The 16,785-nt window shown below is 64.0% G+C and carries 13 protein-coding genes; 2 read left to right on the top strand and 11 right to left on the bottom strand.

Annotated elements, in window-relative coordinates:
- Nucleotides 1-62: 62 nt before the first annotated feature.
- From cydC to BJD99_RS12075, 5 genes are all read right to left on the bottom strand, one after another.
- The gene (gene cydC / locus BJD99_RS12095; protein ID WP_084347083.1) at nt 63-1,778 is read right to left on the bottom strand and encodes a thiol reductant ABC exporter subunit CydC; all 1,716 of its coding nucleotides are present in this window, start codon (nt 1,776-1,778) and stop codon (nt 63-65) included.
- A complete protein-coding gene (gene cydD / locus BJD99_RS12090; RefSeq protein WP_084347082.1) occupies nt 1,768-3,441 on the bottom strand; it encodes a thiol reductant ABC exporter subunit CydD in 1,674 nt (557 codons plus the stop codon). The genes cydC and cydD overlap by 11 nt, the downstream gene beginning before the upstream one ends.
- Nucleotides 3,438-4,481 carry a cytochrome d ubiquinol oxidase subunit II gene (gene cydB, locus BJD99_RS12085; RefSeq protein ID WP_084347081.1) on the bottom strand — a complete coding sequence of 348 codons (1,044 nt, stop codon included), beginning with the start codon at nt 4,479-4,481 and terminating at the stop codon, nt 3,438-3,440. The genes cydD and cydB overlap by 4 nt, the downstream gene beginning before the upstream one ends.
- An 11-nt stretch (nt 4,482-4,492) precedes the next feature.
- The gene (locus BJD99_RS12080; RefSeq protein WP_084347080.1) at nt 4,493-5,959 is read right to left on the bottom strand and encodes a cytochrome ubiquinol oxidase subunit I; all 1,467 of its coding nucleotides are present in this window, start codon (nt 5,957-5,959) and stop codon (nt 4,493-4,495) included.
- A gap of 102 nt (nt 5,960-6,061) precedes the next feature.
- Nucleotides 6,062-6,940, bottom strand: coding sequence for an aminodeoxychorismate lyase (locus tag BJD99_RS12075; RefSeq protein ID WP_084347079.1), 879 nt, complete (start codon nt 6,938-6,940; stop codon nt 6,062-6,064).
- 44 nt (nt 6,941-6,984) lie between these two features.
- Here BJD99_RS12075 and BJD99_RS12070 point away from each other — a divergent pair, with 44 nt between their 5' ends.
- Both BJD99_RS12070 and BJD99_RS12065 read left to right on the top strand, forming a co-directional pair.
- Nucleotides 6,985-8,115, top strand: a complete 1,131-nt coding sequence (locus BJD99_RS12070; protein ID WP_084347078.1) for a folate-binding protein YgfZ — start codon at nt 6,985-6,987, stop codon at nt 8,113-8,115.
- Between the two features lie 256 nt (nt 8,116-8,371).
- Entirely contained in the window at nt 8,372-8,587 is a 216-nt protein-coding gene (locus BJD99_RS12065) for a DUF3073 domain-containing protein (RefSeq protein WP_084347077.1), read from the top strand.
- Between the two features lie 89 nt (nt 8,588-8,676).
- Here the strand turns inward: BJD99_RS12065 and purM are convergent, their stop codons facing one another.
- The 6 genes from purM to purL form a co-directional block, all read right to left on the bottom strand.
- Nucleotides 8,677-9,777 (bottom strand): phosphoribosylformylglycinamidine cyclo-ligase, encoded by a 1,101-nt coding sequence (gene purM / locus BJD99_RS12060; protein WP_084347121.1) that lies wholly within the window; start codon nt 9,775-9,777, stop codon nt 8,677-8,679.
- 179 nt (nt 9,778-9,956) lie between these two features.
- Nucleotides 9,957-11,522, bottom strand: coding sequence for an amidophosphoribosyltransferase (gene purF, locus BJD99_RS12055; protein ID WP_084347076.1), 1,566 nt, complete (start codon nt 11,520-11,522; stop codon nt 9,957-9,959).
- A gap of 103 nt (nt 11,523-11,625) precedes the next feature.
- Nucleotides 11,626-12,027, bottom strand: coding sequence for a sterol carrier family protein (locus BJD99_RS12050; RefSeq protein ID WP_084347075.1), 402 nt, complete (start codon nt 12,025-12,027; stop codon nt 11,626-11,628).
- A complete protein-coding gene (locus BJD99_RS12045) occupies nt 12,006-12,587 on the bottom strand; it encodes a CPBP family intramembrane glutamic endopeptidase (protein ID WP_256895634.1) in 582 nt (193 codons plus the stop codon). Before BJD99_RS12045 ends, BJD99_RS12050 begins: the two co-directional genes overlap by 22 nt.
- Nucleotides 12,588-12,610: 23 nt before the next feature.
- The gene (locus BJD99_RS12040; protein ID WP_179142310.1) at nt 12,611-14,317 is read right to left on the bottom strand and encodes an alpha/beta-hydrolase family protein; all 1,707 of its coding nucleotides are present in this window, start codon (nt 14,315-14,317) and stop codon (nt 12,611-12,613) included.
- 100 nt (nt 14,318-14,417) lie between these two features.
- The gene (purL, locus tag BJD99_RS12035; RefSeq protein WP_084347072.1) at nt 14,418-16,694 is read right to left on the bottom strand and encodes a phosphoribosylformylglycinamidine synthase subunit PurL; all 2,277 of its coding nucleotides are present in this window, start codon (nt 16,692-16,694) and stop codon (nt 14,418-14,420) included.
- Between the last annotated feature and the right edge of the window lie 91 nt (nt 16,695-16,785).

Genomic DNA, 16,785 nt, shown 5'->3' with positions numbered 1-16,785 from the left:
CGCGGTCTTCGAAAAGTGAATCCGTCAGCGGTTGCGGCTAGCTGACAGCCACCTCACGCGTCCTAGAGTTCTTCAACGTCAGACCACCTCCTCTCCCGTGTACTCAACAACGTACGCCGCGATTCCGAAGTCGGCAAAGGAATGATTTCGCCGGGAAGGTCGAGGTCCAAGACCAGGTCAGCATGGTTGTCCGGCGGAAGCTGATGCGTTACCACCACGACCGCACGATTCCCGTCGACGATACCGTCGGAGCGGTCGAGGAGCCGTCGCAGCAGCTGCGCTCCCCCGTCGTCGTCGAGGTGTTCGGTCGGTTCGTCCAGCAGCAGAATCCGCGCGTCGGACAACAGTGCACGAGCCAGCAGAAGGCGTCGACGCTGTCCTCCGGACACCGCCTGTGCACCGCCGACGAGGGTCGTGTCGATGCCGTCCGGGAGCGAAGAGATCCAGGCGCCGAGGCCGACTCGGTCGAGCGCCTCGACCGCCTCGTCCGGCTGCACGTCGCCGCGTGCCACCCTCAGGTTTTCGAGAATCGAGGTGTCGAACAAGTGTGCATCTTCGGCGAAGAAACGGGCACCGGAGCCCTCGACGGTTCCGCTGATCGGTGGCAGCAGTCCCGCGAGCGTCATCAAGAGGGTGCTCTTGCCGATACCGCTGGGGCCGACGATCGCCACCCTCGCCCCGGGACCGACATCGAGATCGACCGGCACCGTAGTCGAGGAAGACCCCGGCCAGCCGCACCGCAAGTTTCTCGCAGTGACACGATCGGTGAGCGAGTCCAGATCATTCACTGTCTGCGGAGCGGGCTCGTCCGCAGCGTCCAGCAGCTCCACGATGCGTGACGCCGAAATGCGTGCTCTCGTGAGTGCAATGGCGGCACCAGGCAGCGCAGAGGTCGCCTCGAAGGCGGAAAGCGGCACGAGCACGATGATCGCCAACGCCATCGGCGTCATACCACCAGCTGTTCCGCCTGTGCTGCCGTACAACGAGATACCGACGAGCAGGGAGCCCAGCACCGCCGCACCGATGGAGAGAGGTAATGCCGCGTCGGCGAAGGCTGCAGGCAGTGCCGCCCGGTCGCGGGCCTTCACCGATGCACGGTTGGCTTCGGCAGCATCCCGAAGGGTCTTGTCCAATCGTCCGGCGACCCGCAGTTCCCCGGCGTGATCGAGGGCGCGGACGGCGGTTTCGCTGAACTCCGCCCGGGCCGAAATGCCCTCGGACTCGGCGATGACGGCAGATCTCGCCGCCCAGTAGGGAGCGAGTACCCCGGCGACCACGAGAGCCAGCAACAGAATCAATGCCGCGGCCGGCGAGACGAACGCCAACACGACGACAGCCGCAATCGCCAGAACTATCGATACGCAGATCGGCACGATCGCACGCACCACGACGTCACCGAGCACGTCGACGTCGTTGCCGGTGCGCGACATCAGATCGCCGCGACGCAATCCCGCTGCTGCAGCCGGGTTGCCTGCGGCGAGCCGTTCGTAGAGACGGGTTCTCGCCGACGTCGTTCCGCGCAGGGCGGTGTCGTGGGTTGCCAGGCGTTCCAGGTATCGGAATACGCCGCGCGAAATGCCCAGTGCTCGAACAGCGACGACGGCGACCGTCAGATCCAACACCGGTGGCATCTGCCAGGCGCGGGTGATGAGCCAAGCGGATACCGCCGCAAGGGTCAGTGCGCTACCCAAGGTCGCGACCCCTGCCGCCACGGACATGGCGACTCGGGACGGACGAAGTTCGAGAAGTTCGAGAGCGCGCCGAAGGTCAACGAGCATGGCGTGCCTGCACTTCGATGATCGTGTCGGCACTGATGAGAACCGAACGACGGTGACCGACCACTACGACGGTTCTGCCCTCGTCGGCGAGGCGACGAATGGTTTTCAGTACTGTCGCTTCGTGGGTCGCGTCGAGGTGAGCCGTGGGTTCGTCCAGCAGAAGCACCGGGGCCGAGGAGGTCAGGACTCGTGTCAGCGCGAGGCGTTGGCGCTGTCCGAGGGAGAGCCCGACACCTCCGGTACCGACGACGGTCTGCCATCCGAGCGGTAGCTCTGCCAGAACCTGATCGAAACCTGTTGCTGCGCAAATACTGTCGAGTTCCTGGGGATCGGGCCGTGTTCCGGTGAGCAGGAGGTTGCTCTCCAGGGTGCCGGGAAGAAGGACCGGTCGCTGTGGGAGCCATGCGATCTGACGCCACCAGGACTGCACATCGACGTCGGCCAAGTCTGTTCCGCCGACGGTGACCGTGCCTTCGTCGGGCGCAGTCAGCGCGAGAATCACGCTCAGCGCCGTAGACTTTCCTGCCCCGTTCGCACCGGCCAGCACCGTTACGGTACCGGGTTCGAATACGGCGTCGAGTCGGTGTGGGGCGCTGCCGCCACGGGCATCGACAGAAATCGAAGCCAGCTCCAGCCGTGCGCCACGGGCTTGAATCGAACGCGTTCCTGCCCTCTCCGTCGGGCGATCGTCCAGCACGCCGAACGCCTTCTCCGACGCAGCGACGCCGTCCTCGGCGGCGTGGAATTGCGCCCCGACCCGGCGTAGCGGAACGTACACCTCGGGTGCAAGTACCAGCGCGATGATGCCGGCCTCGAGAGCCATGTCCCCGAAGACCAGTCGGAGTCCGATGCTCACGGCGACGAGAGCGACACACAGAGTGGCAAGTAGTTCGAGAACCATCGAGGACAGAAACGCGATCTTCAGTGCACGCATGGTCGCGCGTCGATGTGCCTCGCCGAGTGCCCGTACCCGCGCTGCAGGCCCGTGTTCACGGCCCAGTGCCCGGAGCGTCGGAAGTCCGGCGAGGAGGTCGAGCAGTTGGGCAGACAAACGCGTCATCGATTCGAGCGTTGCCTCTGCCTTCCCCTTGGTCAGCAGGCCGATCAGGATCATGAAGATCGGAATCAGCGGAAGCGTGAAAAAGATGATCGCTGCCGACGTCAGATCCTCGGTCAGGATGACCACGAGCGTCAGTGGCGTCAGCGTTCCCGCCAGGATCAGCGCGGGCACATAGCCGGTGAGGTAGGGAGCGAGACCGCCCAAAGCCCTGGTCACGACCGTCGCGACGCCTTCGCGCTCGGAATCGAGTCGACGTGGATCACTGTTCGACGCGGCGGCGAGGACATCGTTCTCGAGCTCTTCGACCACGCGCGAGGCCGCACGATGCGCGTAGCGCGATTGCAGCCATGTCGAGGTAGTTCTGACCACGATGGCTCCGGCAAGAACTGCCAACTGCCCGGACCAGTTCGAGATCGATCGTGCTGCGGGATCGGTGATGACGCCCGCGAGCACTGTGCCTGTCATGACCGCGGAGACGATGATCGCCGCGGTATCGACGAGCGAAAGAAGCACTGTCAACAGCAGATACCGCCGCGCCGATCGCGAGTACCGCCACAACCGGGGGTCGATCGGTCCCCGGCGCGGCGCGGCGGTGACTGTCATGACTTGCGACCGAGCGGCAATCCGATCGAGTCGGGGATGTGCGCGGTGGAGATGCGCTGGCGGAACACCCAGTACGTCCACGCCTGATAGCCGATGACGACCGGTGCCGTGAAGGCAGCTGCCCAGGTCATCACCTTGAGCGTGTACGGGCTCGACGACGCGTTCTCGATGGTCAAGCTGAATGCGGGATCCGTCGTGGACGGCATCACGTCGGGGAACAGTGATCCGAACAGCAGTACGACGACGGCGATGACGGCGATCGTGGTGAACACGAATGCCCAGCCCTCGCGCACCTTGGCGGTGAGAGCGACAACGGCGATCAGCGCGATAGCGGCGATCGCGACCATGATCCACGTCCACCCTGTTCCGTAGGCGAGTTGGGTCCACAGCGCGAAGGCGCCGCCGACCACGACAGCCGGAACCGACAGTCGTACCGCCATTTTGACCGCGTCCTCGTGCACGTCATCGGAAGTCTTGAGCGCGATGAACACCGCTCCGTGCAGCGCGAACACCAGCGCCATCGTGGCGCCGCCGAGCAGGGCATACGGGGAAAGCAGGTCGAAGAACCCGGCGGTCACCTTCTTGTTCTCGTCGATCGCCACTCCGCGCACGATGTTGGCGAACGCGACGCCCCACAGCACGGCCGGTATCCACGAGCCGATGCCTATGCCGAGATCACAGCGTCGTCGCCACACCGGGTCGTCGATTTTGCCGCGGTACTCGATGGCGCAGATACGCAGGATGAGCGCGACGAGGATCAGCAGCAGCGGTATGTAGAACCCGGAGAACAGGGTTGCGTACCACTCCGGAAAGGCTGCGAACAGTGCACCTCCGGCAGTGATGAGCCACACCTCGTTGCCGTCCCACACCGGGCCGATGGTGTTGAGAACTGCGCGACGCCTGCGTTCTCCGACCTGCGGATCCGATGCCCGTCCGAAAACCGGGATCAGCATGCCGACGCCGAAGTCGAAACCTTCGAGGACGAAGTAGCCCACGAACAGCACTGCGATCGCGACGAACCAGAATTCTTGAAGTCCCATGACCGTTCCCCTCAGTACGCGAACGAGAGTTGTTGCGGAGCGTCGTCATCCGTCGGATCGTCTTGATCGCCACCCGGCGGGTGCTGATCGTGTTCGAGCGGGCCTTCGACTACATATTTGTGGAGGAGGTAGTACCACACGACGCCGAGAGCTGCGTAGACCACCGTGAACGTCACCAGCGAGGCAACGACGAGGGAGGCCGGGTGATCGGACACTCCTTGATCGACCGTGAGTCTGATTCGATCGACACCGGTCGGGTTGGGAGCGACAACCCACGGCTGACGTCCCATTTCGGTGAAGATCCAGCCGGCGCTGTTGGCCAGGAACGGCGTCGGGATCGCGGCGAGGCTCAGCCAGGAGAACCAGCGCTGGTTCGGGACGCGTCCCCCTCGGGTAACCCAGAGTCCGGCGATCGCGAGCAGTGCCGAGCCCGCGGCCAGGCCGATCATCGCGCGGAATGCCCAGTAGGTGACGAACAGGTTGGGCCGGTAGTTGCCCGGTCCGAACTGCTGTTCGTACTGAAGTTGTAGGTCTTCGACGCCCTGCAGGGTCACTCCGGAGAACTGTCCCTCGGCAAGATAGGGCAGCACGAACGGCACCTCGAGAACGTGGGTGACGCCATCGCAGTTGTTGTGGGTGCCGACAGTCAGGATCGAAAAGTTCGGATCGGTTTCGGTGTGGCAGAGCGATTCCGCCGAGGCCATCTTCATGGGTTGCTGCTCGAACATGAGCTTGCCCTGGACATCACCGGTGTAGATCAGCGCGATGCCGGACAGGATCATGACCACGAAGGACATGCGAGCGGCCGGACGGAACATGCTCCGCGAGTTGGTGTCGCGACCCTTGCGTGCCTCGCGGACCATCCACCAGCCCGAGATCCCGGCGACGAACGTTCCGGCCGTCAGGAATGCACCGGCGACGGCGTGCGGAAATGCGGCGAGGGCGGTGTTGTTGGTAAGCAGTTCCCAGATACTCGTCAGTTCCGCGCGACCGGTCTCTTCGTTGTAGATCGCACCGACTGGATGCTGCATGAACGAATTGGCGGCGATGATGAAGAAGGCGGAGGCGTTGACACCGATCGCGACGAGCCAGATCGTGGCCAGGTGAACAAGTTTGGGCAGCCGGCCCCATCCGAATATCCACAGCCCGAGGAACGTCGACTCGAGGAAGAACGCGACGAGCCCTTCCAGCGCGAGCGGTGCACCGAAGACGTCACCGACGAAGCGGGAGTACTCGCTCCAGTTCATGCCGAACTGGAACTCCTGCACGATGCCGGTTGCGACACCGAGCGCGAAGTTGATGAGGAAAAGTTTTCCGAAGAACTTGGTGAGTCGATACCAGGAGTCCTTCTTGGTGATCACCCACATCGTCTGCATCGCCGCGATGATCGGGGCAAGACCGATCGTCAGCGGAACGAGAATGAAGTGGTAAACGGTGGTGATACCGAATTGCCACCTCGAAATATCCAAGGTATCCATGACGACTCCGACTCTCCCGCCCCCCGGGGCAGGTAACTGAAGTTACCGCTCACGCGGGCTTATTGCAGCGAATCCTAGATTACTACTACGCGAAGTAGTAGCTCAAGCGTCGACAGTGTCTCCCTCCCCACGTTCGATCGCGAAATCGACCATCGAGCGGATGTCGTCGGCGTTGTCAGGGGTGGCCAGCGTGACCCCGTTCAGGGTGACGACGCGCGCCGCGAGCGTGATACTCGAGATCAACCAAACACCTTCTGCAGCAATCAGGTCCGCGGGAAAGATGTTCGCCTTCTCGCAGGTGTATCCCTTTGCGGTCGCGACGTCGAACAGAGCGTCGACAGTGGTTCCGGCCAGGATCCCATGCTCGACCGGCGGTGTGATCAGTGTCTTACCGCGGGAGATGACCACTGTGGACCGCGGCCCCTCGAGGACCTGCCCCTCGTTGCTGGTGTAGATCACCTCGTCCGCACCCTGCTGGGCGGCATGCCGCAACGCGGCCATGTTGGTCGCATACGACAGCGTCTTGGCACTCATCAACTGCCACGGCGCCGCCGCTGCGAAATCCACCGAATACCCGCGACCGAGTGTCATAGCCGACACCCCTTCGGCACGGGCCTTGGCAACCCGTTCGTGCAGTGGACCCACCGTCGCATAACCCGTCGGACCACCGCCGCTCTCCCGGCCGCGACTCAACACCACCCGCAGCGCACCCTCGCTCCTCGTCTTGCGCACCCACTCGTCCACCGCAAGGCCGATGACCAGCCTCCAGTCATCCAAGTCGGGCTCAGGCAGATCGAGCGCTCTCGCCGAGGCAGCCAGGCGTGTGAGGTGCCGCTCCACCCCACACGCCGCTCCGTCCCGAATCAGAAGCGTCTCGAAAATCCCGTCACCCCGAACTGCCGCAAGGTCGTCGGCACACAGAAGCGGTTGGTCTGCGTCGTGAACTTGCCCATCGAGGGTCACTACTACACGGTCGGACATGGCGCCCACCCTAACGGGGTCGCTTTGCGGGCGGCGCTCCTACTATGGGAGATGTGTCCGATACCGCCCCGATCGACCCGAGCCCACTTCTCACCCTCCCCGGCGCTGTGCCTTCGCCCGAAGACTCTGCAGACCAGGCCGTGGCCTGGCACTACGGCAATCCCTTCGGTGAGCAACGAGACGCGACATCTGCTGCGGCAATCATCGACCGCTCCAACCGCTTCGTCATAGCGATCAGCGGAAACGAGCGACTGACCTGGCTCGATACGATTTCCAGCCAACAGGTTCAGAACCTGCCCGACGGCATGTCGGCAGAGAACCTGAGTCTGGACATCAACGGACGCGTCGAACATCATTTCGTGCAGACCGATCTCGACGGCATCACGTGGATCGACACCGAGGCCGCGAACGGGCCCGATCTCCTCACGTTCCTGAAGAAGATGGTGTTCTGGTCCAAAGCCGAGCCTCGGGAAGGCCACGAACTCGCAGTCCTGAGCGTGCTCGGCTCGGACGCGCATCGAGTGCTCGAGGCTGCCGGCGTACCGACCCCCGAGGACGTCTATGCCGCACTCCCCCTCGAAGGAGGCGGATTCATCCGACGGATGCCGTGGCCCGGCCAGAACGCATACGACCTACTCGTCCCGCGCACGTCACTGACCGCGTGGTTCAAGAAAGTACGAGAGCAGGGCGCAACCCCCGCCGGTACCTGGACATACGAGGCGCTGCGGGTCGAGTCGATTCGCCCCCGTGTCGGTATCGACACCGACGAGAAGACCATCCCCCACGAGGTCCGTTGGATCGGCGGAGTTGCCGAACTCGGCGCCGTGCACTTGAGCAAGGGTTGCTACCGCGGGCAGGAGACCGTCGCGCGCGTGCACAACCTGGGTCGACCACCCCGCCATTTGGTTCTTCTTCATCTCGACGGTTCTGCCGACGGCAGGCCCGAAACCGGGGATCCGGTGACGGCCGGAGGGCGGACCGTCGGCAGGCTCGGTACCGTCGTCGATCACTTCGAACTCGGTCCCATCGCGCTGGCTCTGATCAAGCGAACCATTCCTGCCGACACCGAGTTGGTCGTCGGTCCGTGTGCTGCGTCGATCGACCCGGATTCGATTCCGAACTACGACGACGTTCAGGCGGGCCGCGCAGCAATCGATCGGCTCCGCGGGAGATAACCATCGGACAGGTCACTTTTGCGCCGCGATGCGTCATCGTGACTCTTTACCGAGGCTACGGGCATTGCCGCAGGCCAGCGGCCCTGACCGACACCTCTGGACCGGTCATACATATATATAGGAATAACGCTACCCGGAGGCGTATGAGCATCTGAGCCGTTCTCGCGCTAGAGTGTGGTCCAGGAAGAAATACCAAAACCAACGGGGCGCCCAAATTTCCCCAGGCCGCCCCGCAAGTCCGCGAGGGGGCAACGCCATGGGCCGAGGCAGGGCTAAGGCAAAGCAGACAAAGGTCGCTCGTGAGCTCAAGTACAGCTCTCCAACAACGGACTTGGAGAGTTTACAAAGAGAACTCTCCGGCGGTTCGTCCAAATCCCACCGTGGCGGCATTACCTCGGGCGGCATATCCTCCTCGGACGCGGAAAGCTACACCCGCGTCGAAGAGGATGAATACGAGGATTGGCGACGCTGACCTGCGATGTGTACAACTGAGGGGGAGCCGCACCGCGGCTCCCCCTCAGTTGTACAGATTCCCTGCAGTTGTCATAGACCGTTCGGCGCTCAGAAGCGTGGGTGATTGCCCAGCAGTACGGCGCGCTCGGTTGCGACGGTACTGTCCGTCGACTTCTTGACCGTTCCCAGAGTCCAGCATTCGATGTGTCGTGCGGTCAGGACAGCGAGTGCACGGTCCACGTCCTCGGGCGCCACGATGGCCACCATGCCGACCCCCATGTTGAACGTCTGCTCCATCTCGCTACGTTCGACGCGCCCACGCTGAGCGATCAGTGAGAACACCGGTGCCGGACTCCACGTTCCACGGTCCAGTTCGGCGACGAGCCCTGCGGGCATGACGCGTCCCAGGTTGTTCGCCAACCCGCCGCCGGTGACGTGACAGAACGTCCGCACCTCGGTCTCGGCGGCCAGCGCCAGGCAGTCCTTGGCATAGATCTTGGTGGGCTCGAGCAGCTCCTCACCGAGAGTGCGACCGAACTCTTCGACGTGGCCGCCGAGATCCATGTGATTGATCTCGAGCAGAACCTTGCGTGCAAGGGAGTACCCGTTGGAGTGCAGACCCGAGGATCCCATTCCGATCACGACGTCGCCGGGGCGCACTCGGTCGGGGCCCAGAACCGAATCGGCTTCGACCACGCCTACCCCGGTTGCCGACAGGTCGTAGTCTCCGTCGGCCATCAGACCTGGATGCTCGGCCGTCTCGCCTCCGAGAAGCGCACAGCCCGCAATGACACAGCCGTCTGCAATGCCCTTGACGAGCTCAGCGACCATTTCCGGTACTACGCGGCCGACGGCGATGTAATCCTGCAGGAACAGCGGCTCAGCTCCGCAGACGACCAGGTCGTCGACGACCATGGCCACGAGATCCAATCCGAGGGTGTCGTGCTTGCCCATCGCCTGCGCGACGGCGACCTTGGTGCCTACCCCGTCTGTCGAGGCGGCGAGAATCGGCTCCCGGTAGTCGCTCTTGAGCGCGAACAGTCCGGCGAATCCACCGAGACCGCCCATAACCTCGGGTCGACTCGCCTTCTTGGCGAGGGGGGCGAACAGTTCGACCGCTCGGTCCCCTGCGGCGATGTCGACGCCTGCCGAGGCGTAGGAAGCACCGCCAGAGGAGGTTGCGCTCGGTGGTCGGGTTTCCTCGGTCATGCGGCTCCAGCCTGTGTGCTCGTACTGTTTGTCTTCGCGCATCGTGCGCATAGTGCGCTCTCACGGTACCGGAGCGGACAATCGTCCGGGAACACGACAGACCTAGTCGACTGGTTGTGACGTCGACATCGCCGAATAGGACGTAACGACGATCACACGAGACTGAAGATCACACGAGACTAGGGTCTGCTCAGCGCGCTCGCGTTGGCGTTGTCCGTCTCGGTCTGTTGGCCGGCGGCCGTTGCAAGCATGCCTTCGAGCACATGCTTGCCGAGAGCATTGTCCGGCGGAAGGGCGATCGGGTACTCGCCCGTGAAACATGCAGTACAGAGCCTTGATTCGGGCTGCTCCGATGCCGCAACCATCCCCTCTATCGAGATGTATCCGAGGGAGTCGGCACCGATGGCCTGACGCACACCTTCGAGGATTCCGTCCCCGGAATCGACGCCGTTGGCGATCAGCTCTGCCGGTGAGGCGAAGTCGATGCCGTAGAAGCATGGCCAGCGAACGGGCGGCGACGCGATCCGCACATGGATCTCGAGTGCGCCGGCCTCGCGCAGCATTCGGATGAGGGCGCGTTGCGTGTTGCCGCGCACGATCGAGTCGTCGACCACGATCAGACGCTTGCCGCGAATGACTTCCTTGAGCGGATTGAGCTTGAGCCGAATACCGAGCTGACGAATGGTCTGCGACGGCTGGATGAACGTTCGCCCGACGTAGGCGTTCTTCATCAGTCCCTGGCCGTACGGAATGCCGGAGCCCTGTGCGAACCCAACCGCTGCCGGCGTCCCGCTCTCGGGAACCGGAATGACCAGATCGCCTTCGGCGGGGTGTTCCTTCGCGAGCCGTCGACCGATCTCGACCCGAGTGGAGTGCACGGAGCGACCGCCGATGACGCTGTCGGGACGGGCCAGGTACACGTATTCGAACACGCAGCCCTTGGGTTCCGGGGAGGCGAAACGTGAGGATCGAACACCGTCGGCGTCGATGGCGAGCAGTTCACCGGGCTCGATGTCGCGTACGAACGCGGCACCGACGATATCGAGTGCAGCCGTTTCACTGGCTACGACCCAACCCCGGTCGAGCCGCCCCAACGACAGCGGTCGTACGCCATGCGGATCACGCGCTGCATACAGCGTGTGCTCGTCCATGAAGGTGAGGCAGAAGGCGCCCTCGAGCGTCGGCAACAGTTCCATCGCAGCCTGCTCGATGGTGCGATCGGCAGCCTTGTGGGCCAGGAGGGCTGTCACGACGTCGGAGTCCGACGTCCCGTTGCCCTGGAGCCGGTCGCTGATGAGACCTGCGTCGCGAGCTCTGGTGGCAAGTTCGGCGAAGTTGACCAGGTTTCCGTTGTGGCCGAGCGCGATGCCCGTCCCGGCAGTAGTCGTGCGGAAAATGGGCTGTGCGTTCTCCCAGATGACCGAACCGCTTGTGGAGTAGCGGCAGTGTCCGATGGCGACATGCCCCGGCATGGCGCCGAGGGTCTGCTCGTCGAATACCTGACTGACGAGTCCGAGGTCTTTGAAGACCAGCACCTGTGCGCCGTCGGAGACGGCGATACCCGCGGCCTCCTGGCCTCTGTGTTGCAACGCATACAGACCGTAATAAGTAAGTTTTGCCACATCCTCGCCTGGAGCCCACACACCGAAGACGCCGCACTCTTCTCGCGGCTCACTTTCGGGTACGTCCAGCGGTTTGCCTACCAAAAGATTCGGACTGTCGACCGACAACTCGGCGTTGGTCACTGGCACTGCTCCCTAAGGGGGACGAGGGCGGGGGGCTGGGACCAGTCTACGGTCCCACGGCAAGAGGCAACGCATCGTACGTGCTCAGCATTCCCTCGGGGGCTCATTCCCGCAGGATCGGCAGCCGCATGATCGGCAACCAGTGTGCGACGTCACCCGCCCGACTGCCGGAGGCTGTGATGGATCCGTCTTTCAGCGCATCGTCGAAGGTGCGGACCCCTGTCGCTATCTGCAACCAGGTGTACGGATCCGTCTCGACGACGTTCGGCGGCGTGCCGCGGGTGTGCCGCGGGCCGGTGATGCACTGCACCGCCACGAAGGGCGGAACCCGAACCTCCACACTCGAACCCGGTGCGACCTGCGCGAGCGTGCGTACGGTGGTGCGAACTGCATCGGCGAGCGCGGCACGTGAGGGCTTCTCGACGTCCTCGCCTCTGGTCCAGTCGGCGACGGCCAGCACCGCTTCGCGTACCTGTTCGGGGGTTACGAGTTTGCTCGGCGCCATCGTCTCAGCCTAGTTCCAGCCAGGACCGCCCCACTGACATTGACCGACAGATGCATCAGCGCAGGGGCGAGGACGCTGCCGCTGCGTCGCCGTAGCCACGAGAACATGACCCCCGCGGCCGCGGTGAAGATCACGGTGCCCACCACCGAATCGCCTGCTGTCCGTGCCGGGTGAATATGCCACAGCCCGAAGAACATCGGCGACAGTGCGGGTGATACTGCGTCGAACACGCTTCGGAAAACAAGTTCCTCGCACGCGACGGTTCCGAACGGAATGCGAAACAGGATCCACTCGGCGAGGTCGCTGTCGGATGGACGCACGCGCTCCAGCCACGACGGTTGGGCTGCGATGACGACTGCGCCCACCACCGGGACAGCGCCGGCCGCGGCTCCCCAGGCGAGCCCGGAACGCCAGGACGAACGCCGAAGCCCGGCGGGGCGGATGCCGAACATGCGGGCGAGAACGGTCACGCCGATACCGAACGCCAGATTCGCGACAACATTGCGGCGGTCCGGCAACGCCAACCGTGGCAACACCGACGTACTCCAGCCCGTGGTCACGGCGCCGAGCGCAATCCCGCGCATCACTTTTCTGGGCCGTCCCGGCCCTTGTAGGCGTTCATGACGGCACGCACACGTTCGGTGTCGGCGGCTGTCCACCCATCGGGTGCGGCGATCGAGACCCACCCGTCGAGGACCAGCGTTCCGTAATTGTGTCCGTGACCGTCCGGGACGCCTGCGGCGTTGGTCAGATCCGCTGCCACCTGCCAGAACGTGACGATCGGGAACCAGCGCATATCAGGCAGTCGATCGGGCCCTGGCGCCTCGGACAGCCAGTCCGGCCGCTCGAACAGCAGGTCCGGCGACCACCAGACGACGGGATCCGACGCGTGCTGCACGTAGAGCACCCGCGGGCCGTACCAGGGTTGACCGACCGGTGGTATCGCTCCCGAGTTGTCGGCGAAGCGCAGCACGAGACCGTCCGCGTAGACCGGGAGTACTTCGGGGCTGCCCGGGTCACGGCGATCCACGAACTGACTCCAGAGTCGATTGGAGTTCGGCGGTCCCACCCACAGCACGCCGTCGGTCGTGTCACGGATGTCGGCCAAACCGTCGAACGCACCCTCGCCGGCATTGGTGCCGAGGCTTTCGCCGTAGACGTAGAACTTGGGGCGCGTGGCCTCCGGTTCTTGCAGCCAGCGCTCGTGAACCTTGTCGATGAGTGCCTTGCCTGCCTCCGATGCGATTTCTCGTTCGGCGAGAAACGAAATCCAGCTCGGCAGATAGGAGTACTGCGCGGCCACCGTGGCCACGTTGCCGTCGAACATCAATTCGGCTGCTTCGATGGCTGTCGGATTGACCCAGCCCGTCCCCGTCGTGGGTACCACGACCAGGGCGCTACGTTGGAAGGCGCCGGTTCTTTCGAGTTCGTCGACGACGAGGTCGAGCCGCTCGTCCTGGTTGTCAGCGGATTCCAGTCCGGCGTATGCGCGGATCGGCTCCACGGCGTTCCGTCCGAGCGCCTGGGTCAGCTCGCCTGCGTTCATGCCGCTGGAGACAAAATTTCGGCCTTCGAATCCGAGTGATTCCCACGACGCGGCGGACTGTGGACTGCCGGATCGCTCCGGCTCCGTGGGCTGGATTGCGCCGTCGCGAGTTTCGTCGTTCTGGAGACTGAAGATCGAGTTCGTCACGTCCGACACCGCCCGAAGCAAGACGCCTTGAACGAGCGTGACGACGAGGACGACGACCAACACCACACCGATGACGTTGGCGACCTCACGCGGCATCTTGATCACTTTGTTGATCTGCCGGACCACGAGTCGAACGAAGTCACGGAGAACCCGAATGGCCGAGATCAGCAATGCGGCCGTGGCGATACTGAGAGCCCCGGTCCGTAAGTAACCGGTCGTCGTGGTTCCCTCGGCGTCCATCAGTGCAGCCAGTTCGCGTTGCCAGCCTGCGGAGTAGGCGAGCATCACCAGCGAAGCGAGGACTGCAGCGATCGGGACGAAGATCTTCATGCCCAGCTCGGCTCGTGGTGGCAGCGGCCACCACGAACGTGGCCGCAGAAACACTCGCAGTACCAGCCATCCGACGGCGACACCGAACCCGTAACCGATCGCGGAGTTGATTCCGCCGATGAGGCCCTGGAACAACCAATCTCGGGGCAGGAGCGAGGGTGTCAGCGACCAGCAGAAGAACAGCGCACTGAAGGCGAGGCCGGTGAAGTCGAGCTTCGGCAGACCCCACAGCCACATGAGGAAGGGATGCGCGAGCGGGGAAGGCATCGAGAACTCGACGGGGATACGGAGGTAATGAGCATGTTCGCGCTCGACTGTGCTCACGACCTCCGCCGCGTCCTCCGATACCTCGCCCCGCGTCACGGCCCTACCCGAAGAGTCGGGGAAGAGTGCCCTCGAATACTTCTCGCAGCTCGGTCATCGGGACCGAGAACTGACCCTGCACCTCGATCTCGTCGGAGCCCTCGTCGACGACGCCGATGCGCGTCCACGGCAGCTGACGAGCGGTACACATGTTGGAAAAGCGTGTCTCCTCGGTACGCGGGACCGCCACGAGAACGCGACCCGAAGACTCCGAGAACAGAGCCACGAAAGGATCTGCACCCTCGGGGAGCAGAATGCGGCATCCGGTTTCGCCGGCCAAAGCTGCCTCTACGACGGCCTGAGCCAGTCCCCCCTCGGACAGATCGTGGGCGGCGGTGACCATGCCGTCGCGTGAACCGGCGAGGAGGATGTCCGCCAGCAGCTGCTCCCGCGCGAGATCGACCTTCGGCGGGACGCCACCGAGATGATCGTGCTCGACCTGTGACCAGATGGAACCGTCCAGCTCGTCGTGTGTCTCACCGAGCAGGATCAACGTTTCACCGGGCTCGAGGCCCAGGCCCGTCGGAATGCGTCGGTGCACGTCGTCGATCACGCCGAGGACACCCACCACGGGCGTCGGCAGGATCGGCTCGGAGCCGGTCTGGTTGTAGAAGCTGACATTTCCGCCGGTGACAGGGATGCCGAGAGTGACGCAGCCGTCGGCGAGACCGCGGACGGCCTGCTGGAACTGCCACATGACGCCCGGGTCTTCGGGGGAACCGAAGTTGAGGCAGTTGGTGACGGCCTTCGGAGTCGCACCGGTGACGGCGACGTTGCGAAATGCCTCGGCAAGAGCCAGCTGAGCACCCTGATAAGGGTCGAGCGCGGTGTAGCGGCCCGACGCATCGGTAGCGAGTGCGATACCGCGACCGGTCTTCTCGTCGATGCGGATCATTCCGGAATCGGCGTTCTCGGCCAGCACGGTGTTGCCGCGGACGTAGCGGTCGTACTGCTCGGTGATGAACTTACGGCTGCAGAGCTGCGGCGAGGCAATCATCTTCAGCAGCGTTGCCTTCAACTCGTCCGGCGTTTCCGGACGCTTCAACGATGCAGTCGTGTTCGCGATCAGTGCGTCCTGATGCGCTGGACGCTGCACCGGACGGTGGTAGACCGGGCCGTCGTGGGCGACCGTCTTCGGCGGAACATCGACGACGGTCTCGCCATGCCAGGTGATCTCGAGGTGGTCGCCGTCGGTGACCTCGCCGATGACAGTGGCCAACACATCCCACTTCTTGCAGACCGCCATGAACGCATCGACGTTGTCCGGAGTCACGACGGCGCACATGCGCTCCTGTGACTCACTCGAGAGCACCTCGGCAGGGGTCATGCCGGTGGCGCGCATCGGCACCTTCTCCAGCTCGATGGACATTCCCCCACTACCCGCGGATGCGAGCTCGGAAGTGGCACAAGACAATCCGGCACCGCCGAGATCCTGAATGCCGACGACGAGCTTGCCTGCATACAGTTCCAGGCACGCCTCGATGAGAACCTTCTCGGCGAACGGGTCGCCCACCTGGACCGCCGGAAGCTTCTTGCGCTTGCCGTCGGTCTCGTCTCCGTCGAAGGTCTCGGAGGCGAGAACGGAGACGCCGCCGATGCCGTCGAGACCGGTACGAGCCCCGAACAGAATGATCTTGTTGCCCAGTCCCGACGCGAACGCGAGATGCATGTCCTCTACCCGCATGACACCGGCACACAGAGCATTGAGCAGCGGGTTACCGGCGTAGGAGGCGTCGAACACCGTCTCGCCACCGATATTGGGGAGGCCGAGGGAGTTTCCGTATCCACCGACCCCGGAGACGATGCCGCTGAGCACGCGACGAGTGTCCGGGGCATCAGCGGCACCGAAGCGCAGTTGATCCATGACGGCGATGGGACGTGCACCCATGGCCATGATGTCGCGGACGATGCCGCCCACGCCCGTCGCGGCGCCCTGATAGGGCTCGACGTACGACGGGTGGTTGTGGCTCTCGACCTTGAACGTGACGGCCCAGCCGTCACCGACGTCGACGACGCCTGCATTCTCGCCGATGCCCGCGAGCATCGAGGTGCGCATCTCGTCCGTGGTGGTCTCCCCGAAGTACTTCAGGTGCACCTTGGAGGACTTGTACGAGCAGTGCTCGCTCCACATGACCGAGTACATCGCAAGCTCGGCATCGGTGGGGCGACGGCCGAGTATTTCCTTGATTCGGACGTACTCGTCTTCCTTGAGTCCGAGCTCTTTGTACGGCTGCTCTACATCGGGTGTGGCGGCTGCGGTTGTCACTGTATCGACGGACACGAGGAGTGGGGTCCCTTCTTGGAGCGAAATGCCAGCTGAAGTCTATCGGGCGGGGCCGACATGCCCGAATCCTCGTCCCTCGCCCGGTAGC

It is taken from the genome of Rhodococcus sp. 1163 (assembly GCF_002091985.1).
Classification (GTDB): Bacteria; Actinomycetota; Actinomycetes; order Mycobacteriales; family Mycobacteriaceae; genus Rhodococcoides.
Note: the sequence above shows the minus strand (reverse complement) of the source record. Positions and strands in the feature narration are given on the sequence as shown.